This window comes from Allocoleopsis franciscana PCC 7113, assembly GCF_000317515.1.
Lineage (GTDB): Bacteria > Cyanobacteriota > Cyanobacteriia > Cyanobacteriales > Coleofasciculaceae > Allocoleopsis > Allocoleopsis franciscana.
Window position 1 is genome coordinate 1,452,268 of sequence record NC_019738.1, and the last position, 26,703, is coordinate 1,478,970.

The window sequence follows — 26,703 nt, forward strand, 5'->3', positions numbered from 1 at the left end:
TTTCATGAATTTACCACAAACAAACTTATTTCCTCATAAAACAAAATAAATCAACCATTGGACTGATTTATAGGTATGAAAATTGGTTTTTTAGAGGACTACAGATGCAGGAATTAATAATTTCTCTAATTAGCTACCACTCTAGTGAGGTAGGTGGAAAAAATTAAACATAAGGTGGGCATTACCTACCTTTAATCCTGTCATCCTCTGGGACAGAAAATCATAGGGAATGCCCACCCTACAAGTTGCTTATGTTGATTGATAACCGTCTACTGACTGGCGTCTGTAGGACTAGCATCGATTGATGAGATTTCCAAGTTTTCTCCCACACGGAGAATACTACCCTCCGGGCACTCATGCCAGTTGCCGGCGAATATAGGTTCAGAGGCAATCATGACTGAATCGGGGAAAGTTGGGTCATCTCTGAGCCAGTACAGTGAGGGAGCCGTGATACCGTAAGCATAGCGACTAGCAACGAGTTGATGCCCATCACTAATAACTAGGTTGGCAGAAAAGCTGACTTGATAGGCTTTTGCTAACTCGGTTAGGGTGATTAAGGTGGTGTGTAATGCCTCGACAATGGTGCTATTTGGGGATACCTCCAGCTCATTGATTAAGAGAGCGAAGATATGTTCGGAATCCGTGGTGCCATTGATGGATTGGTAGATGCGATCGCCAATTTTTTCACGTATCGGTCGATACAAAGACTTGCGGAAATTACTGATTAATCCGTTGTGGATTAATAACAGGCGACCCTCGCGAAACGGCTGACAGTTGCTCATATCCAGCGCTTGGCCTGCTGTCGCACTGCGGACATAGGCCAACACACACCCCGACTCAACATAGCGGCTCAATTCCGGTAGATTAGTCTCATTCCAAATGGGTAGGGTGTTTTTGTAAGTAAAGGGGTCAACATTCCGTTGTGGATGATACCAGCCGATTCCTAAGCCATCAGCATTGACTACGCCAGATGTCATCTCACGAGGCTGATAACTCTGGACAATTAGTGAATGTTCGGGTTTATACAAGAGGTGGTCAAGTTGGATGGCAGGGCCAAGGTAGCCAAGTAATCGGCACATTCTGAACTATTTCCTGTTACATGACTAGTTGTCTATATCCTGATTGTGACTGATTCAAGTTTTTAGTGTTTCCTTAACAAAAGAGATTAGGGGGTAGGACTGACTCGCCAACTCTATCCAGAGATTTGCATAATAGCGGTTAAGCCTGTACGTCGCCTTTGTCCTCTAACCCAAGGAACATCCCCGTGATACCCATTCCCCTCGACGCAATAATTGGCGCAATTACCGATATCGTCAGTCCTACCGCTTTTATCAAGGACAAGCTCCAGCGCAATGAGACAGTCATTAAATTATTAAAAAAGTTTAACCTCGACCCAGAGCATCCACCGACTGATTTTAGTGGAGTTTACGCTTACGCCTTGGTAGAGTATGGCGTTGGCAAACCCAAGCCGTTCCTTGAACTTTTCCGGCAACAAGAGATTCAAAAGATTTTCCGCAGGGCATTAGACCAAAATAACCCTTCAATTCTCCTCAAAGAAGGCGAAGCGTTTCTGGATGGGTATGCTTTAGGGGATGAAATCCGAGAGTTGGGAATTGACGCTCACAGAGAGTTCGCGGCGTTTGCTACCGTGTTTATCGAGGTGGCTAAGCGATCGCGCACACCGGCTGAAGTTCTCACCAATCAGCAGATAGGCTCCTTACATAAAAGGATAGAAAATATCCAACAACGCCTCGAAAGGCTGCCGACACTAGAGGGAATTCGGACAGAGATGGCGCGGCTGGCGGCACAGGATTACTTAGCACTGCCAGCGGCTGAACCCTCAACCCAAAACAATTGCAAGGCTTTTGTTTTAGCGCAGCAGATGAGGGGTTGGTTTGAAACCTTGGGCTACCGCTTTGAGCGGTATGAGGTTTGGGAAGATACCTATTTTGAGTGGATTATCAACATCCCAGTCCGGCGAAATCGATACGATCGCATTCTCGTGCGAGGGATTGAGGGCGAGGCAGGAATCAGGGATGTGGCGGCGTTGCGCCAATCAGTAGAGGAGCAACGAACCGATGAAGGTTGGCTGGTGACGGCACGGCGAATTTCACGGGCGGCGCGGGATGAGGTGGAGAAGGAGGAAAATCGTCATCTGGGTTGCTATACCTTCGATGAACTGCTCGATCAGGATGCTGACTTCAGTGGTTATCTCGACTGGTTGGAAGCAGAGGTGAAACGTCGGGATATTGAGAAGAAGTATGTTCCGCTTGCCTGTACGAAAGAAGAAATTGACCTCGTTACTAAGCGCAGGTTAGCCGTCAGTCGCTACGACGAACGCGACGGCTGGATAGATGGATATATTGACCTCTGGCTGGATGACTCAGCTAAAGAGCATATCTCGATTCTGGGAGAGTTCGGTACGGGCAAGACGTGGTTTGCCTTCCACTATGCTTGGACGGCACTGCAACGCTATCGGGATGCCCAAAAACGGGGGGTGGAACGTCCTCGTTTACCTTTAGTTATCCCCTTGCGGGACTATGCCAAGGCGGTGAGTGTGGAGTCGCTGTTTTCCGAGTTTTTCTTCCGCAAGCACGAGATTCCGTTACCGGGATATTCGGCTTTCGAGCAACTCAACCGCATGGGTAAGCTGCTGCTGATTTTCGATGGCTTCGATGAGATGGCAGCACGAGTTGATCGGCAAGAAATGATTAATAACTTTTGGGAGTTAGCGAAGGTTGTAGTACCCGGAAGTAAGGTAATTTTGACCTGTCGCACCGAACATTTTCCAGAGGCGAAGGAAGGGCGGGTGCTGCTAAATGCAGAATTGCAGGCTTCTACGGCAGCTTTAACGGGTGAAACGCCGCAGTTTGAGGTGCTGGAACTGGAGAAATTCAACGATGAGCAAATCCATCAAGTGTTGTTGTTCCAAGCAGAACCTGCAACCGTTGAGCAAGTAATGAGGAATTCTCAATTGTTGGATTTGGCGCGTCGTCCGGTGATGACGGAGTTAATTTTGGAAGCATTGCCGGATATTGAGCAGGGTAAACCAGTGGATATGTCGCGGGTTTATTTGTATGCGGTGCGACGCAAGATGGAGCGAGATATTAGGGCGGAACGGACGTTTACTTCGCTGGCGGATAAGCTTTACTTTTTGTGTGAGTTGTCCTGGGAGATGGTGTCCAGTGATCAGATGAGTTTGAATTATCGGCTTTTCCCTGAACGCATTCGTCGGTTGTTTGGTTCTATGGTGCGGGAAGAGAAGGATTTAGACCACTGGCACTATGACATGATGGGTCAGACGATGCTAATTCGTAATTCTGATGGGGATTATACGCCAGCGCATCGATCGCTGTTGGAGTTTTTTGTGGCGTATAAGTTTGCGGCGCAGTTGGGGGCGTTGGCTGCTGATTTTACGGAGTTGGCACAGGCGCAGTCGCATTTGGATGGAGGTGCTGCACCTCAGAATTACACTTGGTCTTCCTATTTTCGGCGACAGATGGATGAGGCGGGGAGGATTGTGCCGATTGCGTGTCTGAAGGGGTTTGTGAGGGAAGATTTAGCGCAGCTTCGCGGTGCTTTTGGGCAAGCACCACTGACGAAGGCGGTGATGGATTTGATTGTACCGATGCTTGACAGCATTTCTCCCCCCTTTTCAACCGGAGCTTTAGTGAGGAGGACAGGGGGGGATCATCAGGATGTCGCTGAGGGTCGATCCCCCCAACCCTCCTTAACAAGGGGGGCTAAGAATGAGTCACCATTTATCGAAATTCTGGAAGCGACACGGGGCAAAACTGAAGATGAGGTAGGTTATGTCGGGGGGAATGCAGCGACGTTATTGGTAAAAGTTGATAAGGGTGCGATCGAAGGTAGAGATCTCTCCCGTGCTGTGATTAAAGGCGCTGATTTTTCTAATGCCAGTCTGAGTGGTGTCAATTTGGCTGAAGCGAATTTAGCTGATTCTGCTTTTACTAAAATCTTCGGTACAGTCTTTGCAGTAGCATTTAGTCCTGATGGCAAACTATTGGCTACAGGTGGTTCCGATGGCGTAGTTCGTTTCTGGGACGTTACGAGCGGCAGAGAACTTGTGACCTGTAAAGGTCACAGCAATTTAGTAGTTTCAGTGGCACATGAGGAAAGCTTTAGCTCCACTGCTGTTTGACGATGAAAAAGTCACAGTTGAACCGGAGGGAAAAAGTTCAATTGTTGCTCCATCTAAGCGTTCAAAGAAAGCCCGCGCTAAGGCAGCGACTAAAAAGACACCTGAAAAGCTTCCTGTCCATAGTTTTCGGACTTTAATGACTGATTTAGCAACGATTGTCAAAAATAAATTCCAGTCTAGTGGTCTGGAGACTTCTCTAATGTTTGAGAAAATTACTCAACCGACTCCACTCCAACAAAAAGCGTTAGATTTGTTAGAAGTTTCCTTAATTTGTACCCAGTAACAGCCGAGGAGTTGAGTCTCTCCCTCTCTCACAGCATAGGTTGTAGTTTTTTGTCAAAGGGGAACTTCCGGTCAAAGGGGAACTTCCGTTAAAACTGCTGCGAATTTAAGGGCTACTACTAACCTCAAAGCACCCGATGCAATTCATGCTGCTACGGCACTAGATGTAGGTTGTACGCTATTTTTAACCAATGACAGTGGGTTTCGTAATGTTCCCAGTCTCCCTGTTGTCATCCTCAGTGAAGTGTTGGCATCATAATAGTACTCGCTACAACGGTATGAATATTACGAGTGTTACGGGTTTAACGGAAACTGAGACAGCAACGCTCAAAGCTTTAGGGGCAGTAGAAGATGGGGTGTTGTAGAGTGTCATGCATTGCATGTGGTGCAATCCCATTTTCTGTGGGTAATGGGTCATTGTTAGAATTCGAGTAAACAATTCCTCTCCACCCACTAAAATGTTTGCCACTCTAGAACATCGACAGATGACTTCCCAGGAATATCTGGAATGGGAAGAACAGCAACCTTTCAAATATGAATATGTCAACGGCAAAGTCCTTGCCATGACTGGGGGAACCCTCCCCCACAATTCTATTGCTCTTAACTTGGCATCGGCTCTCAAAAATCATCTAAGAGGTAAAGGCTGTAAAGTCTTTATGGCAGACGCAAAAGTCGCCATATCTGAGAAGGGACCCTTTCACTATCCTGATGTGATGGTAACCTGCGACCAACGAGATCGCACGGCTCGAAAAATTGTTCGATTCCCTTGTTTCATCGCTGAAGTTCTCTCTCCTGGTACAGAAGGTTTTGATCGCGGCAAGAAATTTACTCACTACCGCCGCCTAAAAACTTTGAAAGAATACGTCCTCATCGATGCCGAGCAAATGAGCGTTGAGTGTTATCGACTGAACGAACACAAGAAATGGGAACTTACTCACTACCAAATTGATGAAACTAATCTAGAAGAAACTGAGCTAGAAGTCTATCTGAGTAGCGTTGACTTCCGTTGTCCTATTTCTCTTCTCTACGAGGATGTTGACTTTTCAATAGAAACAGAAAGTGAACAATAGACCTCTTGCAAAAATACAAAGAACCCCTCCCCAGCCCTCTCCTCACTAAAGCTCCGGTTACTAAGGGGAGGGAGCAAGATTTCAAGTGTTTTCCCCCAATATATCGAGGGGATTAAGCCGGAGCTTTAGTGAAGAGGTAGATTCAACTTTTGCCAGAGGTCTAATCAAGAGTTTCATGAGAAAGAAGTTAGAAGCTACTGATTCACCACCATCAATTGAGAAGAAGCCGATCGCCCAAACTCTTCTGGGGCATATTGTAACTGAACCTCGGCACCAGGCCAGAGGAACGTACCTGGGGTAACGGAACGCACGAGGTAGTGCAGGTTATAAACTCCCGCTTCTAAATGATCGGCATAAGCCACGATGCGATCGCGATAAATCGTCTGATAATTAACTTGCCAGCTATCTTGTTGTGCCTGGAAGTAGGGCGTAGCGGTTTGGAAACTCGTATCCACTGCCTCAAACCCAGCGGGAAGTGGGTCTTTTATCACAACATGATCCACGGGGCGATCGCTAATTATTTCCAAACCAATATCAAACACCTGCCCAGCTTTGACAGCTAATGGATCATCCGCCGCATAAAGTCCGATCTTTCGCAGTACTTTGTCCTGATTAGCCGCACGAACTTCTCGTGTCACCCGTAGTCCATTAAACCGTCCCGGTTGATTGCCCTTGAAGCGATAGCGATAGGCAACTAAATAGTGCAGTGTCCCTTGACCGGATTTGTTTAACTTCAAATCATGTCGTCCACGGGGTAACTGTGCCATTGGCACTTTGAGTTCAAGGCTAGGTTTCTGGTAACCCTCAAACTTGGCAGATTGTAAATTTTTACCCGCAAGTTGAACCGTAGCGGCAAAGTTCGGCGGTGTGGGTTGAAGCTGGCTATACTCCACCAAAGCGGTGAGGGCTTCGGCATTATCATAGCTAGTCTGCCAGGTTCCTTGTCGCCGTAGTGCCAAAAGTCCTTGTAGTAATCGGTCTAACACTTCTGGCTGAGCTTTTTGAGCCATAAACAAGCGCAAAGCTTGAGCTTGAGCGGTTGTCGGTGAACTAATCCAACTCCAATTTTTGGGTAAGTTTACTGTAGCTGTTCGTCCGGTTTGATACACCGTTTCTTGCAACTGATTAAACAGCGATTGTGACTCTTTTTGCCACTCTGGGAACTGGGAAAGATAACGAGCCAGTTTAATCTGAGCCACCTGATCGAATTGACTATGCTGGGCATAGATATCTGCCAAAAATTCATTGCGTTTTTCTCCAATTTCTGCCAAAGCCATTAAAGCTTCTAGCCGCACTTGATTTTTGCACAATTGTTCTCGGCAAAAATCGTATTGAGCAGGGTTGGCGAGGATTTTCTTCAAATAGGAACTCGCACGAGAAATCATTGGAGAGTCTGCCTGTAGAGGCGCAAGGCCTTGCGCCCCTACAAAAGCCTTGGATGCCATAATAATTGAGCGAACAGCATAGGGAGTCACAAACAGGTCAGAACTTTTTTGTCCGGGGAAAGCGGCAAATCCTCCATCCGGTTGTTGCAGTTTTTGCAATTGCTCAAGGGCTTGGCTAGCCTGTTGAGTCGGATTAAATTCGGCAAAGGTTTGAGTGTATTTTTGAGAGAGAGTTTGTAGAGAAGCTGCGATCGCTAATTGACTCGCTGCTGGTTCCAAGAAGGGTAACTGATTCTCTTGCAAAACTTGCCGCGCTGGGGCGGTAATCTCTGGAATTAGCGTACTGGCGAGGGAAACGTCTAAACCTCCCGCATCCGGTACAACTTTTTTATCTACATTTACAGGAATCTTCACCTGATTGCTCCCCCCTTTATAAGGCCGGAGCTTTAGTGAGGAGCTGGGGGGGATCGTCCCCGTTTCCACTACCTGTTCAGTAACCTCTAATGGTTTCACCTCCAAAGGAACTGCAAACGCATCCGATGTCCCATTCAATTGGCTGACAAATTCTACTTTCCCTTCACCCGTACTACTGGCTACGATAGGGAAACGGTAAGCTTGAGTACCGGATTCTACCTGAGTTTGCAGCCTTCCAGGTTTATTGTCGGCAATCTGAAGTGCGCCACTGACAGCCCCATTAATGGCAAGATTGCCCTTTTGTCCCGTGTTGTTGGTAACGGATAAACCGGCTTCCATGCGATCGCCGGGACGAGCAAACTGAGGTAATACTGGATTAGAGATTAGGGGTTTTGTTGTCATAAACGTCGCCTCCCCATTCCCGAAGCGGAGATTCCCATCCGTTGCCACCGCCATCACCCGCCAAGTCGTCAAATCATCGGGCAATTTAAAGGTAACTTGAGCTTTCCCACTCGTATCGGTCAAAACGGAGCCATTATAGTAAGCTAAGGCTTTAAAATCAGTACGAACGCGAGTCCCCGCTACCCCAGCGGATAACCCTCCCCCATATCCCCAGCCTTTTTCCTGCGCTGAAGTCAGAGGTTGTACGACGACATCGGGACGGTTATCGGCAAAACGAGTCGAGATAGGTTGCTCTGCATATACTGTTTTTACCAAATCCGGGGGACGGTAGCCGGTTAGTTGCAGCACCGCCTCATTAACCGCCATGACGGTAAATTGTCCTTGGACGGGTTGATTTTGATTGTCCTTAAGTTCGAGTTGCACGGTTTGTTCAGTACCCGGTTGTAGCGAACCTTGCACTGGAGTAATTTTGGCTTTTAAATACTTGCCTTCCAAGTTCGTTTTGAAAGGTGCAAAGCCAATTCCTACCAGGTTATTTAAACTCCCCGGTTCAACTTGCTCTAAAGGCGCACCTTGGCGAACTAGAACCGCTTCAACTGCGGCATTAGGTAGCATTTCTGGAGTGACTTGGAACTGAATCTCTGGTGCACCGCCCTTGATTTTTGTGATGGTTTGATAGAGGGTATTGTGGCGAACGACGGCAAAGTATAACTCGCCTTCTGGATAAGGGGATTGGATTAAAGCTGTAGCCGTTTCGCCCGGTTGATAAGTTTCTTTATCCAGTTTGATTTCAATGCGATTATTGGTATAGCGATCGCCCCAGCTTACAGGATTAGCCCCCGTCGCCCAAATCTGCAAATCCGTTGCTGTAACGGCATCTTTAGTATTAGCCAAATTGGCGTGAATGCGATAGGAACCTGACTCAGGAGGAGTGAGGGAAACCGCTTGGGGACGATTACCAGAACGAATTTTTGCCTCTCCTACTGTCTTATATTCCACCTGATTGCGAGGTGTTTGACTCCCTTCAATTACCTGCGTTACACTGCTGTATTTGATTTGTTGCAGTTCAACGCGAATTTGTTCTCCTTCAAGTACCTTTCCGGTGGGGTCGGTAACAATCACCTGAATAGGAAAAGGTTTATTGGCTTCTGCTACAAAATTACTTTGTAAACCAATTAATTTGTCACTGGGCAAGGCGGTAAATTCTTTAGAATCAGATACCGATAGATTTGAGACATCGCTCACTTGGACATCGATTCGGTAAGTCATTGGGTAGGGCAAATCTTTCGCTACCGTTACCGTTTGACCGCTTTGTCCTTGTTGATTGAGTTCTTGATTGGTTTGCAGCACATCGGTGGGTACCGCCGGACTTTCTTCAGGCCAAAACCACTGACGACCAAAGGAAAATTTCTCCCAACCTTTGGGGATAAATGCAGTTTGCTTGCGCGTGATATAATACTTAGCTTTTCCACCTTCCACCGCCGAACCAAACAGGTAGTTACTTTGAGCTTTAGCTTCAACCTTTTGGTTAATTAGGGCAAATTTTTGATCGAGGTTGAGAGCAACTTTAAAATTGGGGGGTTTGAATTCAGCTACGCGAAATTCCCCGGAAATTTCCGCACCACCGTCTCCTTTGGCGCGAATTGAATAGTAACCTAAAGGTTGATTGGGCTTAATGGGCAATTCGAGGGAGAATGTCCCAAATTCATTCGTCGTCTGGGTACCCAAATCTGTCTTTTTACCATCTGGGCTAACCAGCGTTACTTTATAGTTAGCATTTTTATCCTGCTTGATGACTCCATTTTGCAGATAGTAGGCTGTTCCTGTTAACCAAGCGGTTTCTCCAGGTTGATAAAGTTGGCGATCGGAAAAAATTGTTCCCCTTGATTCAGGTTTTCCACTCTGCCAACCGCCATTAACGTCGTAGTCGTAAATTCCGCTATATTCATTCGTCCGAGTAAACGCCCAATCTTTCCCGTCACGGGCAATCACGAGCAATTTAGGTGCTTCTAAAAAGCTTTGACCTCCACCTTTAATACACTTCTGCAAATCTTTGCTATTCAGCAGTAATGTTCCAGTTGGGTCAGTTTTACCCATTGCACAAGCTACAGATGGAGATGGAGATTTTGCCTCTAATTGGGATTCATAAATTTCAACCGTTGCTGATGCGACAGCAGAACCATCGGAAAGATGATTGACTCGAACCAATCCCGATTCTGGAAACCACTGGGCAAACACTCCTAAATTCGTTAACTCCACCAGTCCGTAATAGGTCGGTTCGCGCCACTTTTTTTGACCGTTTTCTTGATAAGAATTGGTTCGCGCCTGTATCCCATAGGCTAACATTCCTGTATTTCCAGCCAGCTTTTCCCGTAAAGGAACAGTTACTTCAGTGGACTGATTTTTTTTCCCAGATACTTTAAAGCTTGACCATTTATCGGGTGGGGGAAGTAAATCATTACTATTTCCTTTGGGATAAGCGGAATCGGTATAAACTAAATCGGTTGGTGTCACAACCCGATAAGCCGCTTTGTACTTTGATTCAGGCAGGTTAACCGTAGAAATATTTAATTGTAAGTTTTTGCCAGAAGGAAAAATATTCAGATTAGAGGGTGCCCAAATATCACCGATTAGATCTCCCGTTTCATACTTCACCGTCACGGGTTTTCCCAAAGTTTGCCCAAATTTATCTTTGATATTGGCACCGAGGGTAATCGTATAAGTGGTTGTGGGTTCTAATACCCAAGGGTTGAGGCTAACAATATCCCCGTTATCGTAGGCTCTGATTAGGGGAAGCGTTTGTTTGGGCGCGGGTTTAACGGTAATGTTCTTAATGGCTGAATCTGCAATCAAACCATTGTTAAATTTTAATTGAGCGCTGCCTTTTTCAAAGCGTTCGTTGTTATTTAATTCGATTTTTTTAAAGTTGAGAGGGGCGTAAGTGGTAACTTGGCTAACCACAGGAGTTTCTGTCGGGAGATTTCCACGCGCAGGGCGCAAACCAGGGGAAAATTCTAAGCGATAATTCGTGGCTTTTTCTAATGCACGTCTTGGTATTAAGGTATAAACCCAGTTACGCTGTGATGGGTCGAATTTCTCTTGGGGTTGGTTGGGGTTAGATTGTTCCTGAAGTTGGTTGGAGGTGGAGGGGGTTTTGTCTTCTTCCAGAGCAACTTTCAGGGATACATTCTCTTTTTTTTTCTGCCCTTGGGGAATAAGGGTGACATGCTCTTGGAGGGAATCCAAATCTAGTTCTGTATTCGAGGTAACTTTCAGGGTTGGCTTTACGTCGAAAGGTTCCGCTTGAGAGTCGGGATTTGCCGTTTTTCCTGGTAAGCTTGTTAGTTGAATCGTTTGAGTATTAAAAGTCCAAGCCAGATCTTTTTCTAAACGATGTTTGTTAAGGTCGGCTAATCCCGCTTTCAGGGTAACTTTTACCCGGGTGGCTTTTGGCAGAGCTTGGTCGGCTTGAAATCCCACCATCCGGGGGGTTAAAAAGCGAAATTGTCCCTTCAGAGGCGGCAAAATCTCAAATTTGTTCAGGAGATTCTGCTGTTGAGGACTGTCAAGGCTCTCAACGGGAATCAGGGGGTTTTTAAACCGGATGCGGATTTGAGCCAATGGTTCAGCCGCTCCGGTTGGACTAATCTGCTCGATCCAGTCTGGGAGTTGAGGGGTGGGGAGTGGGGTAACGGTGGGGAGGGGTTCAACCCTGGAGGTGATTTTGGCGATGTCACACCCGACTATCCCCCAGATGAGGGTGAGGACGAGTAGAAACGGCATCCAAGTTCTAATAAATCTGCCGATGGTGTGCATGGCTTCTTTCCTTACAGCTAATTCAGCGAATCGCTGGCGCAGATGGATTCAATAAGACCACTTCTACACTTGCGATCGCGTGTATTTCCGGATCGCTCCATAAATTGTTACTGGGAAGTTAACGCAATGTAGGAGACGAGCCGCTTAGCTGGGCAGTGATAGACAGTTCCAGTTCAACCTAGTACTTTATAGAGGTGTTAGATTTGCGTCTAACACCTAACACTTGTGAACTTAAACCTCTTTATCAAATTTCAAAGAAGCAGAATTCATGCAATAGCGCTGACCAGTTGGCGCGGGGCCATCATTAAATACATGACCGAGGTGGGCATCACAGGCAGCGCAGAGTACTTCGGTTCTCCGCATGAACAAGCTATTATCACTCTCAAGCTTTATATTCTCTTGATTGACTGGTGCCCAGAAACTAGGCCAACCCGTTTTAGAATCGTACTTTGTTTCAGAGGTAAACAGGTCGTTCCCACAGCAGACACATTTATATATTCCTTCCTCTTTGAGGTTATAATATTCTCCGGTAAAGGCTCGTTCTGTCCCTTTTTTTCGAGTAACTTTGAATTGCTCCGGCGTGAGCTGCTGTTTCCACTCTTCCTCAGACTTCTGTACCTTTTTAACCATGCTTTAATCCTCCTTTTAGGTCTATTTCCAGATTAGACGCCATGCGAGTAGAGCGCACAACGAAAGAATAAAAATTCTTATCCCTTCTGCCGTCTGCCGTCCGCCTTCGGCCTTCTTTTCAAGTTAGATCCTAACCGTAGTGGGGTCTACTCTTGCATCAAAATCAGCCGCAGTGGGTCTAAACGAATGTGCCACGGGTAGGGTTGGTCTTTGAAGCTTTCCCATTTTTCTTTAAAGACTTCCGCTTGCAGGTGGTAATCTTCAGGATGACTGGGGGAGGCATTTAGCTTGAGGTATAGCGTCATCCGGTGGGGTGTTTCAATCGCCTGAACCAACCAACAGGGGAAAGTATTCTCTTGGTTGGGTTGCTTGGTGAAGGCTATTTGGTGGGCGCGAATTCCTACCGAAGAAAGTGGGACAGGGATGGGTTCGATCACCTGTAGGTTACAACCCCAGTCAAGCGCTTCTACCTGTTGGGAGGCGGTGACAACCGCACGAGAGAAGTTCTTGCACCCAGTTAATTGAGCAACACGGAAAGTGCCCGGTCGCTCGAAAATGTCATATTTAGAGCCAGATGCGATCGCATGACCTCGTTCTAAGACCAACAAATCTCGACACACTCTGTACGCTTCTTCCAGATTGTGCGTCACAAATAGGGTAATGCCCTGATAAGTGGCTAGCGTTGAAATCAGTTGCTTTTCTAACTGAGCACGTAAGTGGGTATCCAGTGCTGAAAACGGTTCATCGAGGAGTAGCGCTTCCGGTTGACTCGCTAACGCCCTTGCCAACGCCACCCGTTGCTGCTGTCCACCAGAGAGTTCATGAGGATATCGGTTGGCTAATCCCTCTAAATGCATCGCGACAAGTTGGGTTTCAACCTGTTGCTTGATGGTTAAACGCGATGTTCCCTTGGGGAAGCTGAACGCAATATTTTGAGCGACTGTTAGGTGAGGAAACAGGGCATAGTTCTGAAACAAAAAACCAATTTTGCGATCGCGAGACGGAATATTAATTCCTTGTTCCGAGTCGAATAATACCCTCCCATTTAAAACAATGCGACCTTCCGTGGGTGTATCGATCCCAGCAATACAGCGTAGGGTCATACTTTTGCCCGAACCAGAAGCCCCCAGCAAGCCCAATGCGTATTCATTACTACGAAAATAAACGTCTAATGAAAAGCCATGAAGTTGCTTTTTGATATCTACAAACAGCCCAGTTTGAGACAGGCTTGAAGGTTGAATGTTGAAGCTTGATAGATTCTCCCCATCTCCCCATCTCCCTATCTTCCTCTCTTTCCCCCCTCTTGCCTTACCTCTAGATTCTTGCCAAAAATTGACAGCAATGATGCCGGATAAAGAAATCCCCATCATGAACAATACCCACACCCAAGCTTCATTCATCGCTCCGGCTTCAACCGCAAAATAAATTGCCATTGGAATCGTTTGGGTTTGTCCGGGAATGTTGCCAGCGATCATCAAGGTAGCGCCGAATTCCCCCAAAGCACGGGCAAAAGCCAGAGTAGTTCCTGCTAGAATACCGGGCAACGCTAAGGGGATAGTAATTCGCCAAAAGATTGTCCACTCAGAAGCGCCAAGAGTTCTGGCAACTCTCAATAAATTGGCATCAATTTGTTCAAACGCTCCCAGTGCTGTTTTATACATCAATGGGAAGGCAACGACGGTGGCAGCAATCACGGCACCGTACCAGGTAAAAACTACGCTAAAGTTCAGGGGTAACAGGAGTTGTCCAATCGGGCCATTTTTTCCAAAAAGTAGCAATAAGAAAAAGCCGACTACCGTAGGCGGTAAAATTAGAGGTGAAACAAATATCCCTTCAATTAAAGATTTCCATTTGCCTCGATATCCCAGCATCCAATAAGCAGATGCAATACCCACAAAAAAGGTTAAGCTTGTGGCGAACACTGCAATTCTTAGAGATATCCAGAGAGGAGATAAGTCAAATTCCATTACTAGCTTTATTAGGTTTGTCTTTTACAAATACATCCTCTATTTGAATTCTTCAAAAGAAGAGAGCAAGAGATTTAGCATTAAGACCGACCAAATCCGTACTTCTGGAAGACAGATCCTGCTCGATTACTCGATAGAAATTGGACATAGTCCCTGGCGGTAGCAGCATTTTTACTACTTTTAAGTACAGCTACTGGATAAATAATGGGAGAATGAGAGTTAGCTGGTGCTGTCGCTACCTGTTTGACCTGTGATGATATTTTTGCATCTGTGGCATAGACAATGCCTGCATCGGCATTACCACTTTCGACAAAAGAAAGGACTTGACGGACGTTATTACCTAAAACCAATTTTGATTTTATTTGCTGCGAAATTCCTAGATTTTTGAAAACTTCCTCGGCATATTGTCCTGCGGGTACACTCCTGGGTTCTCCAACCGCAATTTTCTTGACTTTAGAGTCGGTTAACTGGCGAAAACTCGTAATGCCTGAAGAATTTTTGGGTACAATCAAGACAAGTTGATTCGTCAGTAAATTGCGCCGAGTATTATTGAGGATAAGACCTTTGGACTGCAACGCATCCATTTGCTTTTTAGCAGCAGAAATAAAGATATCGGCTGGTGCGCCATTCTCAATTTGTTGCTGTAACGCACCAGAGGCTCCGAAGTTATATGTTACGTTTACATTCGGCTTGGTTTGTTTGTAAAGAGGCTTGACTTCTTCCAGAGCATCTTTCAAGCTGGCAGCGGCGGATACAAGAATGGTACTGGATTGAGCTACCACGGAATTTGGGGCAAACAACCGTAAGCCTGCTGTCAAGAGAAAGGTAGCAACTAGGGTACCAATGAAGGCAAAAAATTGTTTTTTCTTCATAGTTAAATCTCCTGAATTGCCTTAGCTTTAATTAATGATTGGTTGCAAATTTGGGCAATAATTACTGCTTTCTAAAATAATTATGCCTCAGACTTATTGATAGGATTGTATCAACTGATGCCATTTTACCAACTAAGTTGGTAGTAGTTCTATGCCAAGAAAACAGCAAGGATGGATTACTTTTCAATCTTCAGAGGAGGAACGGCAAATTCTGGAGCAGTACTGTCAGCAGTCTCAGCGTACTAAGACTGAGATTTTAAGGGAATTAGTACGTAGTCTCACTCCAGACTCACCCTCTCTACAGTCACCCACTCGTAAACCAAACGGTAAGCAAGAGTTTGTCACTTCGGAGGTAGAGCAGGCAAGTGAGAATTCCGAGTTAAAAGCGATGAAAGTTAGTGCTCGTAACGTAATTAGGGGTAAAATCAAGCGATTGGTCAGGGGTGCCGTTAATACTGAGGTTACTCTAGAGATTTCGCCTAACGTTGAACTGATCTCGATTATTACTAGCTCGTCAGCCGAACAGTTAAATTTGTCGGAGGGAAAAGAAGCCTATGCTGTCATTAAGTCTAGCCATATTATGATTGCGATGGAATGAGGCGAGTTGATTCTTTATCAGCTTGATTCATGAGTGTTTAATCACTAACAATTCTCAGTAAATTGGATGATAAATGCGATCGCTCTATAGGATGGCTGCAATCAAGTTATATTGAGCGATCGCTCCTGATCAATTTTTCATAGATTACCGCTTGCGAGCCACAATCTGAAAGAGATGCCAGTGCTTGTCTTCTCCTAACGCTGTCTTTCCGGGATGATCTTCTTCCTCAAGCATCTCAACCTCAAAGGGTTGCAGCAACAGGTCTAGCTGTTGGCGGGTATGATGATTCATTGAGGTATAAATTGCCCAAGAATCGCGATCGCCAAATAATTGACCACAAAAGCGACCCCCAGAACGTAGTGATAAAACAATTTTTTTCCATAAGTTAGGGAAATACTCTGGCGGGCAAAATGGCAGTGAAAAACTAGCATTAATTAAATCTACTGCTTCTGGTAAGATCATCTCTTCAAATCGAATGATTTGAGTTTGTAAATGATTTTGATTAATATCAGGACGATTTAACAAGCGTGCGATCGCTTCTGGTTCCCCATCAATTCCTAAAACCCGCCAACCCCGCCTCAAAAGTTCCACTGTATCTCGTCCTTCTCCACAACCCAAGTCCACTGCCAACCGGGAACTAGCTGCCGACTCCTCTGCCTCAAAATGCGCTAATGCAGTCAGGAGTGTATCTCGTGGAGGGCGACCCACAACAGCACTATAGTAGGCCGTCCAATCCCGTTCAAAAACATTATTTTTAGTTGGATAATTTATGTAATCTGGCATACAGTTTTTCATGACTATGAATTGTAAACAATACCTAAAAAATTCTAAATTCCAAAAGTCATTGTTTCTTGATTATTTACAAATAAAACTCAATCACTTAATCAAATTATATCAATTCTGATACTATTAGTTGGATACAAATTAATGACATTGGAGTTCATGCTATGCAGATTAGCGCTCGTAATTCTTTCAAAGGTGTCGTGAAAAAAGTTGAGCCTGGAGCTGTCAACACTGAAGTCACCTTAGAAATTGCGCCTGGGATAGAAGTCGTTTCGATCATCACCAAATCCTCCGCAGAGACACTTGGGATTACGGAGGGCAAGGAAGTTTACGCAGTGGTTAAGTCAACGGATGTGATGGTTGCCATCGATTAGGCGTTATAGGTTAAAAAACAACACTGATTTCAAGTTGCGAGTGGGAAACGGTGACAACTTAAGTATCTCAATCAGCTACGCCAAATGTTAGCTCCCCGATACCAATAGCAGTTCACCCCCCACCGCTTGCTCACTGCTACAAACCATAGGAATTGTATTCCAATTATTGTTCTGTGTTTGTGAGATTCTCCCGCTATGATTAGACAGGGATTGTAGGGTTAGGCATTGTGAAATCTGGGTTAAATGCTCGACTAAGACCGTTAAAGTTTGAGCAACAGAAGCTTTCTCCATTGGATTGACTAGAACAACTGGGGGAGAAATTTTTCCATCTCTACAGCCTAGGGCGAGAATAACATTTTCCATTGACCAAGCTTCGGGATGATCTATATGGGTTAAGCCGATAATCACTGGGACATTCACCCGTTGCTTTAAGAAACTGAGGAGACGACGGCTATAAGAAAACTCTCCAGGTCGATGAGCTGCTAGTAACATAATGCAAGCATGTGCCCGATGGGTCAAAAGATCCCACATAAAGTCAAAGCCGGCTTGACCCGGAGGGCCGTAGAGATGCATGACGATGTCAGGACTAAATTTGAGTCTGCCAAAATCAAATGTAGCCGTAGTTTCTTTTTCAAGTAACGTCATCCTCTCTGTCGCTTTACGGTTTGGGTTGACGACTTCAAGTTCACTGATGGAACGAATAAAGGTAGATTTTCCTACTCCTGGTGCTCCGGTTACAATTAAGCGCAGGATTTCCATTTGACCTAAACTCCTGACTACACTCACTAAAGAACAACATTCTTTGCCCAATCAGTTTAGCCATCAGTAATCCGAACGAATATTGACCGAGCAATTAATTCGTCAAAGGCTAAACGCATGTTTCCAGATTTAACGATATATGAAGGGAATCGCTGTTCTAGGGTAATTTTCATTCCAGGCGTCATTCCCATAGCTGTCAGTTTCTTTGTGATCGTTTCATCACTACTTCTAAAGCGAGTTACAACTCCTTGTTCTCCAGTTTTGAGAAGATTGAGGGAGGAACTACAAACACTAAAACGTTTGTTAAACATTTAAAACTTACCTCCAAGAATGCGAATCAGAGACTTACGGCTGAAACTATTGAGTTGTAGCCCTTTGAGAAAAGCTACAACTCACGCAGCGATACGATTGAGGATTAAATGAATGCCTTAGATCAGATAGGCTTCCTGATGGGTGCGGATCGTACAATCAGATCGAGGGTATGCCACACACAGTAAAACAAATCCTTTTCCAACTTGCTCATCATCCAAGAAGGTTTGGTCAGACTGATCGATTTCACCTTCAACAACTTTGCCAACACAGCTAGAGCAAGCGCCTGAATGGCATGAAAAAGGCAAATCGAGTCCTTGTTCTTCTGCGGCTTCTAGGATATAGGTATCGTCGCCGACTTCAATCGTGGTGTCTATTGCACGCTTTTTGTTGATTAATCGAACTTTATAAGTAGCCATCGTCAATATCTCCTTGCATCGTGATGTGTGCTTGTTTAGGAGTCAGAAGTCAGAATAAATTCTCAGTTCTTGCTTCGCTTGGTGAGATTCAGAATTGAGAAATGCTGAGTTCTGAGTTCTCAAGGGTGCGTTCCAAATTACATTAGCTGCATGGCGTAGCCGCAGGCGTACAGTCACCGGCTGTGAAAGATTGCCCACAGCCACAGGTATCTGTAGCATTGGGGTTGCTGAATTTAAACCCACTTTCGAGCAAACTTTCGACATAATCAATCACAACTCCTTCTAATAAAGGAGCACTTTTCTGGTCAATGTAGACCCGTAGCTTACCCCAAGTTTGGATCAAATCATCTTCTTGTGGTTGATTAGTGATATCCAAAGCGTACTGATAGCCACTACAACCACCGTCATTAACAGAAACACGGATACCTTTTTGCTCAGTATTTTGATTTTCGCTGGGGGCAGAGCCAAGCACAAAAGAACGGAGCCGAAATTCTGCTTTTTGTGTCAGGTTAAGTGTCATAAAAACTCCTAAATTGATGAAGATGGTGTGTCTTGCTTTCGATTACCAATTAGCAAAGAATGGTTCAGCGTTTGTCTGGGAATACATAGCAGCACGTTCGCGCACACATTCTTTGTATCTCCCGCTCTCCAAAATTCTCCAATACGGCTGTAGGATGGATGACGCACCGATTGGCAATTGCAAATGCTAAGGGAAACGGACAAATTATTTCCTGATTTTCTGCCGTCTTTACATAAGTCTGTGTGAGGGTATTGCTGTGTTTATTGATTACCCAAAGAGCGATTACCATCAACAGTTCGACAGGCCAAGGTAGAAAAACAAGGGTTAAAAACAGGCAAAATAAGGCCGTCAAGGCAATGGTTAGCTGTAGAATTTCATCCGTGACCTTAAGACTGATGTAAATTGCAACAAATGCGATCGCTAAAGTCATCAATGAAAGGACTAGCATCACAACGACCTCCAAGCATCGCTGCTCAGGGGTGAAGACGTAAGATGCGATCGCCTCCAAGGCGCATTGTTACCACAAACTGGGCAGTCTGAGTCACGATGGGAACGGCGCTTGGCAAATTCCATCCGAGCCAAGTCCATTGTCATTAGCTGTGATAACAGTGGCGTACCAAACCCGGTAATCAGCTTGATCGCTTCCAGTGCCGCCAGACAAGCGAGTGTGCCAGGAACAGCACCCAGAACCCCAAAACCGTGGTTATCCCAATCGGGTTTTTCCGGAAACAGGCAGGATAAACAAGGCGTTTGACCGGGGACAATCGTCGTTAGGTAAGCCTCCATCCCGTCCATTGCCGCTTCCACCATCGGCTTACGCCAGCGCACGCAAGCCTCATTTAACAAGTCACGTTCCGTAAAGTTGTGGGCACAGTCGAGGGCAATGTCAGCCGATTGCACCAAGACATCTACATTCTCTGGAGTCACATAATCAAAAACGGCCTCCACTTGCACATCCGGATTAATGGCTTCTAGGGTTTCTTTGGCTTTAAACACCCTCGGCTTACCCACCCAATCGTGGCTCATGAGAATCTGACGATTCATGTCATCCAGCCGTAATTCGCCACCCCGTACTAGGATGAGCCGACCAACGCCCGCCACGGCTAGGTAAAGCGCTGCCGTACCACCCAATCCTCCTACCCCTGTAACCAAGGCTGTCACTGATTTGAGTCGTCGCTGTGCCTCTTCACCAAAGCCAGGAAGCATGATTTGGCGACGGTAGCGTTCTAACTCGGTGGGCGTAAGGTCTTGCACGTCTTAATCCTCCTTAATCAGAATTGATGTCGGTCAGCATGACAACATTTTTCGGCTTCTCATTAAATACCTTGAACAGCTTTTGTTCGAGGGGTGTTGAACTGAGAAACACATCGTAAGCTTGCTGGAGAGCGGCACAGTACTGGCTCAGCTTTTCCTCATCACTTAGATCCCCAGAATGAGCATCAATCTCCCGCACGTACTGAGAAAACTTCTTCAAGATATGCAGACGATTCACATTCACAATCTGGGCATCGTAAGGAAGTTCAAAAAACTCAAAATACTCTTCGGCATCAGCGAGTTGTTTGAATTGAGATAAACTTTTACTCATTTTGCCTTCTCCAATATTTTTAGCTGTTGCTTCATCTCGTTTAACTTGCGATAGATTTCATAGGTTTGACCTGCAAAATCTATCAGTTGTTCGTAGTTGGTGGGCAAACCCTCCGCTAAATCATGAAGATCCATCTTCATTTGACCCGCCTTACTATTGAGGCGTTTAATCTCAACTTTCAGCTCGTCAATGCTTTGAGTTCCAGTTGTGGGTTCTCCGGCTTGAACCATAAATATCTCCCTTTTGATTAACCGTCATGGGTCATTAATCATCAGTTATGGATTAATTAATGATGAATGACTTAGATGTTGCCCACTTCGGGATAACGCTTCGCTAAATCAATTCCTTTTTGCAAAAGCTTCTCTCCCTCAGCATCTAATTTCTCAAAAGAATCAAAGCCAAAGCGTTGAGCATCCCGTAAGGTTTTAGCTACAACCAAAAGACGACCACAGAAAACCAGTGCCCAACCAAATCCTTCATGGCTCAGGTCAATAATCACCTGTCCCAAAAGACCTGTTTCCTGCTCAATCCGGGCTGCGATCGCGCGGTAAAATGCCATAATTCGCGCCTTCGTTACCAGATCGACATCACCATCAACCGAGATTTTACGTTTTCTCTCCTTGCTGACAATGAAAGGCTTCAGAAGCAGTTCATCCGACCAAGTCCGATAAGTCCCGTAACTGTCTTGTCCCCGAATTTGCTTCACCAACTCCTGCATCAAAGGCTTCGCTAAGATTTCCTCTGTAGTGGTTTCGGTTGTAGTATTTGTTGCAGTCATACGAGTGATTCCTCTTCTTCAAATTCTTCAAAACTTTGAGCTTTTTGTTGGAGTGCTTTACGCAGCCAGGGTGGGGGATTCCCCTTGAGAGTCTGTACTAGCTTTTCGAGTACTTCGGTAATCTCTTCTTCTTCAGATTTCGCTTTTACCGGAGTAACACGCTTCCGAATTAACCTTGCTGCTGCACTTCCGCCGATCGCAGAAACGTAAACAATAGTACAGTCAGCCAGTGCGGCAACTTTAGGAACCAGTTTATCTTCATTGCCATCTTCAAGTAGTTCACCACCAAATTTGATAGTTTCTAAGAACTGATAGCCATCGGTTGAGACTTCGTAAACGGCTATTTTTTTAGCCCAACCAAAATGTGCATTAATATGCACGTTATCACTGGTAGCAAAAGCAATTTTCATGGTCATCTCCTTGCCTCGCAATTAATAGAGATTAAAGTCTAAAACCTCTGCGATCTCAGCGTTAACCTCTGCAACCTCTGCGTTAAAAAACATACGATTTCCTGTCTAATGCTTGACTGTTGACTCCTCTTCCTCTAAAAACAGGTTGCCAATATCAAACAACAGTTGCATCGTTCCTCGATAGCCGACTTTAGTAAACTGACCATTGCCCAAGCGATCAAAAATAGGCATACCTTGGCGATACAACGGAATACCGAGTTTCCTCGAAACTTTCGCCCCGTTAGAATTAGTAATCAGCAAATCCGAACCCGGTGCTAACTCCTCAAAATCTTCTAAATCGCCAATTACAACAGTTTCGACCGGAAGCTTTTCCAGCAAAGGGGATTTTGTTGTCGTTACTGCTGCTTGAATCTCCGCTCCCATTGACTGAAGAAACGCAGTAGTTGACCACAGCAAATCCGGTTCTAGTGCCAGCGATACCCGCTTACGTCCAAAGAAAAAGTGAGTGTCCAACATGGCATCTTGTAACTGGCGACGCTGACGGCAGTATTTCTCCGGTACACTCCTTTTGGAAAGCAGCGACAGCCCATGCAGAAAGTCATCCACCGCATCTAATCCTGTCAGTTGTTGCAGCACCTCGTAAGGAGTGCCAAACCGCTGGTTCAGAATCTCTGCCGCCCCCCGCATACTCTCGCCTAGAGCAAAGGTGAGTACTGAACTACCAATCTCCCGAAGTTCTGCTTTCGTTGTACCACCACCTGTCGTGGCACTGAAGGAATCCTCCAAATGTCCATCCAGTGAGGCAGAAAGGTCGGGTACGACAATGGGTGTTAGTCCAAACGCCGTAACCATTTCCTTGATTTCCTGCACATCTCCCGGTGTGAAGGCAGAACTAACTAGAATTGTGACCTGATCGAATCGGGTTTCCCCAGGTTGGGGAAGTTCCCTCACCATGCTTTCAACGGCGGCGGCAAAGCCATCTTGCAATGCACCCTTAAAATCGGGGGTGGATACGTACACAATAGGGAGGTCATACAATTCTGGATGACGCTTGCGGATACTCCTGAGGATGCCATCCATGTCATCCCCTCTCGTTTCCGTTAACCCAGTGGTACACAACCCGATAATTTCAGGCTTTGCCTTTTCCACCAACGTCAGGATGGCTTGTTCAACGTTATCCTCACCGCCTAAAATCGTGCTGACTTCCGTCATTGCCGTGGTAGACATCGGGATGGCTTCCCGAAAATGCCGCACTAGCATCACCTTGGCAAAGGCGGTGCAACCTTGGGAACCGTGAAACAGAGGCATCATTCCCTTTAACCCCAAGAAGGCGAGGGCTGCGCCTAACGGTTGGCTTTGTTTGAGGGGGTTAACAGCAACCGATTTTTTCCGACTTGTTACAGTTGCCATTAGATTACCTCCTGTTCCCAAGGTGCTGGTTTACGGACTTGCTCCCACACAGGGCTGTAAAGGGCTTCATCCAGTTCTCGCGCCATTTCAATCATTCCCACATACCCGGCATAGGGATGATGGCGTTCCTGGTTGATATCAAGGAAGGGAATTTTGGCTTTCAGGGCGGTGTATTGATTGCGACCTCCGGCGATAAGCATATCTGCCTTAGTTTTGTCAATCACCCGCAACAGTTCCTGTGCGTTGCCCTTTTCCATCATGATGCCGTCTTTGCCCAACAGCTCCTTGATGCGGGCTTTATCCTCCTCCGTGCTTTTCTTGGTGCTGGTGGCAACCACCTCCATGCCCAAGTCTTTCGCTGCCGAAATAATCGACCAACTCTTCACACCCCCGGTATAAAGGACTACTCGTTTCCCTTTGAGTCGAGCACGATAGGGGGCGAGGGCTTCGTCTAGGGCGGCTGTTTCTTCAACAATCAGCTTTTCGACACGCTCCTGCAAATCGGCATCGCCTATTTTTAAGGCAATGTTTCGCAGACAGCGGTTCATATCCTCCACACCGTAAAATGATTCTTCGATGTAAGGGATGCCATAGCGTTCCTCCATCTTTCTCGCCATGTTGATCAGTGCTTTCGAGCAGATCATCACGTTGAGCTTGGCACGGTGGGAATACGCAATTTGGTTGTATTTTCCATCACCTGTAATTTTGGCGAGAACACGGATGCCGAGTTTCTCGAACAATGGCGTCACACCCCACATTTCACCCGCGATGTTGTATTCACCAATCAGGTTAATGTCATAGGGGGTGGTAAGCTCAGGCTCCTGTGTTCCCACCACATACTCTAAAAGGCTCTCCCCGCCGACGCGGTTTCCCAGGTTTTTGCTCCCGATAAACCCAGGAGAATTGACGGGGATGACTGGAGTGCCCGTTTTCTTAGCGGCAGCTTGACAAACGGCGTCGATGTCGTCACCAATCAGGGCGGTAACGCAAGTCGAGTAGACAAATACCGCCTCTGGTTGGTAGCGCTGTTGCACCTCCAGGATGGCTTTGTAGAGCTTTTTCTCTCCACCGAAGATGACATCATTCTCACCCAAGTCAGTGGTGAAGCCCATTTTGTAAACCATCGGGCCAGAGGAGAGACTGCCGCGACTCCCCCAGGAATTGCCAGCGCAGGCAATTGGGCCGTGTACTAAATGAGCAGCATCGGTGATTGGCACTAAGGCAATCATTGCTCCGTCAAAGGCGCAGCCACCTTGAGCGGCTCCCGGCTGAGCTACTTGTGTGCAATATTTGTTTTTCTTTTGCCCATTTTTTTGGTGATTGTGCTCGCAACCTGGCTCAGTGAGCAGCTCATTGATTTTGCCTTGGGTGATTTTCATGTTTCTCTGTGCGATGAGGGCGAGTAGCGACTAGCTATGAGAAATTCCCAACTAAGCGTTTGAACAAAACGAACAATTAGAACAATTAACCGAGGTATTTTGTGGCATCCTCATACACTCCTCACAGAGGAAGGATAAAGCCCGAAATCGCAATCCCACAAATTGGTCGTATAAGGGATTGAGTTTGCACATTGGGGGAATGTGGAATAGGGTACGACCCAACAAAACAACATCTCGCTCAAAGGGGCAATCTACAGGAATTAGTTTGCAAATGAGTTGAGCTATTTTGGCGTTTTTAATCTGGATTCCATCTAACCAACGGCGCAAGGGATAGAGGATATCGAAGGAGCCAGATTTTAGGTTGCTCGATGGCTGAGAGGTTTGGTGAGTGGGGGTTAGAGCTGCCATTATCGATACCTGGCTAATTGCTTTTACAAGGTTGAAGGTTAGAAGGGTGAAAGTTAGAAGATGGGGAAGATAACTTGTAACTTTTACGCCTTACTAACCTGTAACTAGAATTTGCAAGACTGACCGACTTTGTAAGCGGGGGTGTGGAGTAAAAAGTGCGGAGTTAAAGTTAAAATTAGGCTGGGCGTTTTACTTATGACTCCGCACTTGGCACTTAGGGAAAACGGTGTTAGGGAAACCCTTAGGGGGACTTGTTCCTAGTTAGGGTTCATGGTTTATGGGCGATAACGATGAACCCTTAACGATTTAGCGAATTAAGTCGTAGGAAATATCGGTCTTCGCTGGGATGATGGTGTTGCGATCGAGTTCATCTAGAATGGTGTTAACAATCCAGTTGAGTAGGTTGATCGTACCTTGGTAGCCGATGGTGGAATAGCGGTGTAGGTGGTGGCGATCGAAAATAGGATAGCCGATGCGTACCATTGGTGTGTGGGTGTCACGCCACAGGTACTTACCGTAGGAGTTACCGATGAGTAAATCTACGGGTTCGGTGAACAGGAGACTCCGCATGTGCCACAAGTCTTTACCCCCCCATACTTTCGCATTTTTGCCATCGGGACTAGACTCTAGCAGCGCTTTGGCTTCGGCTTCAAACTCAGGGGTGCTATTGCTGACTACGATATGCACCGGTTCAGCCCCAACTTCTAGCAGGAACTGCAACAGCCCCATCACTAAATCAGGATCGCCGTAAAGTGCTATCCGCTTGCCGTGTAGCCAAGCTTGGGAATCGGTTAAGGCATCAACAGCACGTCCCCGCTCAATTTCCAGTTCGCGTGGAATGGGTTGTCCGGTTAGTTCGCTGAGTTTCATCAGGAACTCATCTGTACCACGAATTCCCCAAGGACGAGAAACGACTGTCTTTTGCTGCCACTCTTTCGTGATGTATTCCCGTGTCTTGGTGCTAGCGTAAGATTGCAGAGCAACTGTAGCTTCAGCGTTGATGGAATCAGCCGCATCTTCTAGGGTAGTTCCACCCTGGTACATCTTATATTCACCATCATTGGGTGAGTCGAGATACTCTGAGTTATCTCCTAGCAGAGTATAGTTAATACCCATCAACTCGGCTAGGCGCTTCACTTCCCGCAGGTTACCAATGTAGGTTTCAAAACCAGGGATAAAGTTAATCTTGCCGTTGGTGGTTTCCTTCTTTTTGCCTGCGGTGAGGTTAGAAAGAATTCCCTTCATCATATTGTCGTAGCCCAGGACGTGGGAACCGACAAAACTGGGAGTGTGAGCGTAGGGAACTGGGAATTCTTCAGGCAGAGAACCTTTTTCTTTGGATGTTTTGATGAAGGCTTGTAAGTCATCTCCGATTACCTCTGCCATGCAGGTGGTGCAGACGGCAATCATCTTCGGCTTATAGAGATTGTAGGACGTTGCCAAGCCATCAATCATGTTGTTTAAGCCACCGAACACCGCTGCATCCTCAGTCATGGAGGAAGAAACCGCAGAGAAGGGTTCTTTGAAGTGACGGGTAAAGTGGCTCCGGAAGTAAGCCACGCAGCCTTGAGAACCGTGAACGAAGGGTAAGGTACCTTCAAAACCAACAGCCGCGAGAATCGCTCCTAGGGGTTGGCAGGCTTTGGCGGGGTTGACGGTGAGGGCTTCACGGGAGAAGTTCTTCTCGCGATACTCCCAAGTTTTAGTCCATTCAGCGATGCGAGCAACTTCTTCTGGGCTGTGTCCACCTTCAAATTGTTTCTTGTTAGCAAATAGTTCTTGGTATTCGTCTTGGTGAAAGAGTTCGGCGTGGTCCTTGATTTTGTCGATGTTATTCTGAGCCATGACGGTTTCTCCAATTGGGGGTGGGGATGAGGGGAGTGGGAGAGTTAGCCTTTTGGTAGGGTGTGTTACGGAACCGTAACGCACCAAGTTTAAAGACGGTGCGTTATAACGCACCCTACGATTGCC

25 protein-coding genes and 2 pseudogenes are annotated in these 26,703 nt (G+C 46.2%); 7 read left to right on the forward strand and 20 right to left on the reverse strand.

The features are described from left to right. Positions 1 to 269: 269 nt before the first annotated feature. Complete coding sequence (egtC, locus tag MIC7113_RS06145) at positions 270 to 1,079, reverse strand: ergothioneine biosynthesis protein EgtC (RefSeq protein WP_015181313.1); 810 nt, start codon at positions 1,077 to 1,079, stop codon at positions 270 to 272. 185 nt (positions 1,080 to 1,264) lie between these two features. On the opposite strand from egtC, the pseudogene MIC7113_RS06150 reads away from it, so the two are divergent. From MIC7113_RS06150 to MIC7113_RS06160, 5 genes and pseudogenes are all read left to right on the forward strand, one after another. Continuing rightward, a pseudogene (locus MIC7113_RS06150) lies at positions 1,265 to 4,129 on the forward strand (NACHT domain-containing protein); the annotation flags it as partial. After that, positions 4,122 to 4,445, forward strand: a pseudogene (locus MIC7113_RS06155) (IS1634 family transposase); the annotation flags it as partial. The pseudogenes MIC7113_RS06150 and MIC7113_RS06155, both read left to right, overlap by 8 nt. A gap of 141 nt (positions 4,446 to 4,586) precedes the next feature. Then, positions 4,587 to 4,703: a hypothetical protein gene (locus tag MIC7113_RS34525; RefSeq protein ID WP_237671421.1), complete on the forward strand. Its 117-nt coding sequence runs from the start codon at positions 4,587 to 4,589 to the stop codon at positions 4,701 to 4,703. Continuing rightward, complete coding sequence (locus MIC7113_RS36015) at positions 4,654 to 4,809, forward strand: hypothetical protein (protein WP_155897946.1); 156 nt, start codon at positions 4,654 to 4,656, stop codon at positions 4,807 to 4,809. Before MIC7113_RS34525 ends, MIC7113_RS36015 begins: the two co-directional genes overlap by 50 nt. Positions 4,810 to 4,902: 93 nt before the next feature. Further along, positions 4,903 to 5,514: a Uma2 family endonuclease gene (locus MIC7113_RS06160; RefSeq protein ID WP_015181315.1), complete on the forward strand. Its 612-nt coding sequence runs from the start codon at positions 4,903 to 4,905 to the stop codon at positions 5,512 to 5,514. A 194-nt stretch (positions 5,515 to 5,708) separates the two neighbouring features. Here the strand turns inward: MIC7113_RS06160 and MIC7113_RS06165 are convergent, their stop codons facing one another. The 4 genes from MIC7113_RS06165 to modA form a co-directional block, all read right to left on the reverse strand. Further along, entirely contained in the window at positions 5,709 to 11,531 is a 5,823-nt protein-coding gene (locus MIC7113_RS06165; protein ID WP_015181316.1) for an alpha-2-macroglobulin family protein, read from the reverse strand. Positions 11,532 to 11,762: 231 nt separating this feature from the next. Continuing rightward, the gene (gene msrB, locus MIC7113_RS06170) at positions 11,763 to 12,161 is read right to left on the reverse strand and encodes a peptide-methionine (R)-S-oxide reductase MsrB (protein ID WP_015181317.1); all 399 of its coding nucleotides are present in this window, start codon (positions 12,159 to 12,161) and stop codon (positions 11,763 to 11,765) included. 146 nt (positions 12,162 to 12,307) lie between these two features. Beyond that, positions 12,308 to 14,128 carry a molybdate ABC transporter permease subunit gene (gene modB / locus MIC7113_RS06175; RefSeq protein WP_015181318.1) on the reverse strand — a complete coding sequence of 607 codons (1,821 nt, stop codon included), beginning with the start codon at positions 14,126 to 14,128 and terminating at the stop codon, positions 12,308 to 12,310. A gap of 80 nt (positions 14,129 to 14,208) precedes the next feature. After that, complete coding sequence (gene modA / locus MIC7113_RS06180) at positions 14,209 to 15,000, reverse strand: molybdate ABC transporter substrate-binding protein (protein ID WP_015181319.1); 792 nt, start codon at positions 14,998 to 15,000, stop codon at positions 14,209 to 14,211. 151 nt (positions 15,001 to 15,151) lie between these two features. Here modA and MIC7113_RS38910 point away from each other — a divergent pair, with 151 nt between their 5' ends. Further along, positions 15,152 to 15,598: a TOBE domain-containing protein gene (locus MIC7113_RS38910; RefSeq protein WP_015181320.1), complete on the forward strand. Its 447-nt coding sequence runs from the start codon at positions 15,152 to 15,154 to the stop codon at positions 15,596 to 15,598. A gap of 144 nt (positions 15,599 to 15,742) precedes the next feature. Here MIC7113_RS38910 and MIC7113_RS06190 read toward each other — a convergent pair whose 3' ends face one another. Beyond that, on the reverse strand, positions 15,743 to 16,381 hold the full coding sequence (locus MIC7113_RS06190; RefSeq protein ID WP_015181321.1) for a class I SAM-dependent methyltransferase: 639 nt from the start codon (positions 16,379 to 16,381) through the stop codon (positions 15,743 to 15,745). A gap of 164 nt (positions 16,382 to 16,545) precedes the next feature. Here MIC7113_RS06190 and MIC7113_RS06195 point away from each other — a divergent pair, with 164 nt between their 5' ends. Continuing rightward, positions 16,546 to 16,755, forward strand: a complete 210-nt coding sequence (locus tag MIC7113_RS06195; RefSeq protein WP_015181322.1) for a TOBE domain-containing protein — start codon at positions 16,546 to 16,548, stop codon at positions 16,753 to 16,755. Between the two features lie 87 nt (positions 16,756 to 16,842). Here MIC7113_RS06195 and MIC7113_RS06200 read toward each other — a convergent pair whose 3' ends face one another. The 14 genes from MIC7113_RS06200 to nifK all read right to left on the reverse strand — a co-directional run bounded on the left by MIC7113_RS06200 (position 16,843) and on the right by nifK (position 26,577). Then, positions 16,843 to 17,514: a GTP-binding protein gene (locus MIC7113_RS06200; RefSeq protein ID WP_015181323.1), complete on the reverse strand. Its 672-nt coding sequence runs from the start codon at positions 17,512 to 17,514 to the stop codon at positions 16,843 to 16,845. A gap of 56 nt (positions 17,515 to 17,570) precedes the next feature. Next, on the reverse strand, positions 17,571 to 17,825 hold the full coding sequence (locus MIC7113_RS06205; protein WP_015181324.1) for a FeoA family protein: 255 nt from the start codon (positions 17,823 to 17,825) through the stop codon (positions 17,571 to 17,573). A gap of 117 nt (positions 17,826 to 17,942) precedes the next feature. Continuing rightward, complete coding sequence (fdxH, locus tag MIC7113_RS06210) at positions 17,943 to 18,242, reverse strand: ferredoxin FdxH (protein WP_015181325.1); 300 nt, start codon at positions 18,240 to 18,242, stop codon at positions 17,943 to 17,945. 142 nt (positions 18,243 to 18,384) lie between these two features. Then, positions 18,385 to 18,762 carry a HesB/IscA family protein gene (locus tag MIC7113_RS06215; protein WP_015181326.1) on the reverse strand — a complete coding sequence of 126 codons (378 nt, stop codon included), beginning with the start codon at positions 18,760 to 18,762 and terminating at the stop codon, positions 18,385 to 18,387. A gap of 64 nt (positions 18,763 to 18,826) precedes the next feature. Continuing rightward, positions 18,827 to 19,210, reverse strand: coding sequence for a hypothetical protein (locus MIC7113_RS33075; protein WP_015181327.1), 384 nt, complete (start codon positions 19,208 to 19,210; stop codon positions 18,827 to 18,829). Further along, positions 19,210 to 20,016, reverse strand: coding sequence for a HesA/MoeB/ThiF family protein (locus MIC7113_RS06225; protein ID WP_015181328.1), 807 nt, complete (start codon positions 20,014 to 20,016; stop codon positions 19,210 to 19,212). The genes MIC7113_RS33075 and MIC7113_RS06225 overlap by 1 nt, the downstream gene beginning before the upstream one ends. A gap of 13 nt (positions 20,017 to 20,029) precedes the next feature. Then, the gene (gene nifW, locus MIC7113_RS06230) at positions 20,030 to 20,347 is read right to left on the reverse strand and encodes a nitrogenase-stabilizing/protective protein NifW (RefSeq protein ID WP_015181329.1); all 318 of its coding nucleotides are present in this window, start codon (positions 20,345 to 20,347) and stop codon (positions 20,030 to 20,032) included. Then, positions 20,344 to 20,577, reverse strand: a complete 234-nt coding sequence (locus MIC7113_RS06235; RefSeq protein WP_015181330.1) for a CCE_0567 family metalloprotein — start codon at positions 20,575 to 20,577, stop codon at positions 20,344 to 20,346. The genes nifW and MIC7113_RS06235 overlap by 4 nt, the downstream gene beginning before the upstream one ends. Positions 20,578 to 20,648: 71 nt before the next feature. Continuing rightward, entirely contained in the window at positions 20,649 to 21,125 is a 477-nt protein-coding gene (locus tag MIC7113_RS06240; protein ID WP_015181331.1) for a NifX-associated nitrogen fixation protein, read from the reverse strand. After that, entirely contained in the window at positions 21,122 to 21,535 is a 414-nt protein-coding gene (gene nifX, locus MIC7113_RS06245) for a nitrogen fixation protein NifX (RefSeq protein WP_015181332.1), read from the reverse strand. The genes MIC7113_RS06240 and nifX overlap by 4 nt, the downstream gene beginning before the upstream one ends. A 105-nt stretch (positions 21,536 to 21,640) precedes the next feature. Beyond that, complete coding sequence (gene nifN, locus MIC7113_RS06250) at positions 21,641 to 22,945, reverse strand: nitrogenase iron-molybdenum cofactor biosynthesis protein NifN (RefSeq protein ID WP_015181333.1); 1,305 nt, start codon at positions 22,943 to 22,945, stop codon at positions 21,641 to 21,643. Further along, positions 22,945 to 24,324: a nitrogenase iron-molybdenum cofactor biosynthesis protein NifE gene (gene nifE, locus MIC7113_RS06255; RefSeq protein WP_015181334.1), complete on the reverse strand. Its 1,380-nt coding sequence runs from the start codon at positions 24,322 to 24,324 to the stop codon at positions 22,945 to 22,947. Before nifE ends, nifN begins: the two co-directional genes overlap by 1 nt. 51 nt (positions 24,325 to 24,375) lie before the next feature. After that, the gene (locus MIC7113_RS06260) at positions 24,376 to 24,732 is read right to left on the reverse strand and encodes a Mo-dependent nitrogenase C-terminal domain-containing protein (protein ID WP_015181335.1); all 357 of its coding nucleotides are present in this window, start codon (positions 24,730 to 24,732) and stop codon (positions 24,376 to 24,378) included. Positions 24,733 to 25,038: 306 nt separating this feature from the next. Next, a complete protein-coding gene (gene nifK, locus MIC7113_RS06265; RefSeq protein ID WP_015181336.1) occupies positions 25,039 to 26,577 on the reverse strand; it encodes a nitrogenase molybdenum-iron protein subunit beta in 1,539 nt (512 codons plus the stop codon). Positions 26,578 to 26,703 lie beyond the last annotated feature (126 nt).

Excerpts from the sequence above, each read along its gene's own strand:
- egtC (WP_015181313.1), bottom strand. The coding sequence starts at position 1,079 with ATGTGCCGATTACTTGGCTACCTTGGCCCTGCCATCCAACTTGACCAC.
- MIC7113_RS36015 (WP_155897946.1), top strand. The coding sequence starts at position 4,654 with ATGTTCCCAGTCTCCCTGTTGTCATCCTCAGTGAAGTGTTGGCATCAT.
- MIC7113_RS06160 (WP_015181315.1), top strand. The coding sequence starts at position 4,903 with ATGTTTGCCACTCTAGAACATCGACAGATGACTTCCCAGGAATATCTG.
- MIC7113_RS06165 (WP_015181316.1), bottom strand. The coding sequence starts at position 11,531 with ATGCACACCATCGGCAGATTTATTAGAACTTGGATGCCGTTTCTACTC.
- msrB (WP_015181317.1), bottom strand. The coding sequence starts at position 12,161 with ATGGTTAAAAAGGTACAGAAGTCTGAGGAAGAGTGGAAACAGCAGCTC.
- modB (WP_015181318.1), bottom strand. The coding sequence starts at position 14,128 with ATGGAATTTGACTTATCTCCTCTCTGGATATCTCTAAGAATTGCAGTG.
- modA (WP_015181319.1), bottom strand. The coding sequence starts at position 15,000 with ATGAAGAAAAAACAATTTTTTGCCTTCATTGGTACCCTAGTTGCTACC.
- MIC7113_RS38910 (WP_015181320.1), top strand. The coding sequence starts at position 15,152 with ATGCCAAGAAAACAGCAAGGATGGATTACTTTTCAATCTTCAGAGGAG.
- MIC7113_RS06190 (WP_015181321.1), bottom strand. The coding sequence starts at position 16,381 with ATGCCAGATTACATAAATTATCCAACTAAAAATAATGTTTTTGAACGG.
- MIC7113_RS06195 (WP_015181322.1), top strand. The coding sequence starts at position 16,546 with ATGCAGATTAGCGCTCGTAATTCTTTCAAAGGTGTCGTGAAAAAAGTT.
- MIC7113_RS06200 (WP_015181323.1), bottom strand. The coding sequence starts at position 17,514 with ATGGAAATCCTGCGCTTAATTGTAACCGGAGCACCAGGAGTAGGAAAA.
- MIC7113_RS06205 (WP_015181324.1), bottom strand. The coding sequence starts at position 17,825 with ATGTTTAACAAACGTTTTAGTGTTTGTAGTTCCTCCCTCAATCTTCTC.
- fdxH (WP_015181325.1), bottom strand. The coding sequence starts at position 18,242 with ATGGCTACTTATAAAGTTCGATTAATCAACAAAAAGCGTGCAATAGAC.
- MIC7113_RS06215 (WP_015181326.1), bottom strand. The coding sequence starts at position 18,762 with ATGACACTTAACCTGACACAAAAAGCAGAATTTCGGCTCCGTTCTTTT.
- MIC7113_RS33075 (WP_015181327.1), bottom strand. The coding sequence starts at position 19,210 with ATGCTAGTCCTTTCATTGATGACTTTAGCGATCGCATTTGTTGCAATT.
- nifW (WP_015181329.1), bottom strand. The coding sequence starts at position 20,347 with ATGAGTAAAAGTTTATCTCAATTCAAACAACTCGCTGATGCCGAAGAG.
- MIC7113_RS06235 (WP_015181330.1), bottom strand. The coding sequence starts at position 20,577 with ATGGTTCAAGCCGGAGAACCCACAACTGGAACTCAAAGCATTGACGAG.
- MIC7113_RS06240 (WP_015181331.1), bottom strand. The coding sequence starts at position 21,125 with ATGACTGCAACAAATACTACAACCGAAACCACTACAGAGGAAATCTTA.
- nifX (WP_015181332.1), bottom strand. The coding sequence starts at position 21,535 with ATGAAAATTGCTTTTGCTACCAGTGATAACGTGCATATTAATGCACAT.
- nifN (WP_015181333.1), bottom strand. The coding sequence starts at position 22,945 with ATGGCAACTGTAACAAGTCGGAAAAAATCGGTTGCTGTTAACCCCCTC.
- nifE (WP_015181334.1), bottom strand. The coding sequence starts at position 24,324 with ATGAAAATCACCCAAGGCAAAATCAATGAGCTGCTCACTGAGCCAGGT.
- MIC7113_RS06260 (WP_015181335.1), bottom strand. The coding sequence starts at position 24,732 with ATGGCAGCTCTAACCCCCACTCACCAAACCTCTCAGCCATCGAGCAAC.
- nifK (WP_015181336.1), bottom strand. The coding sequence starts at position 26,577 with ATGGCTCAGAATAACATCGACAAAATCAAGGACCACGCCGAACTCTTT.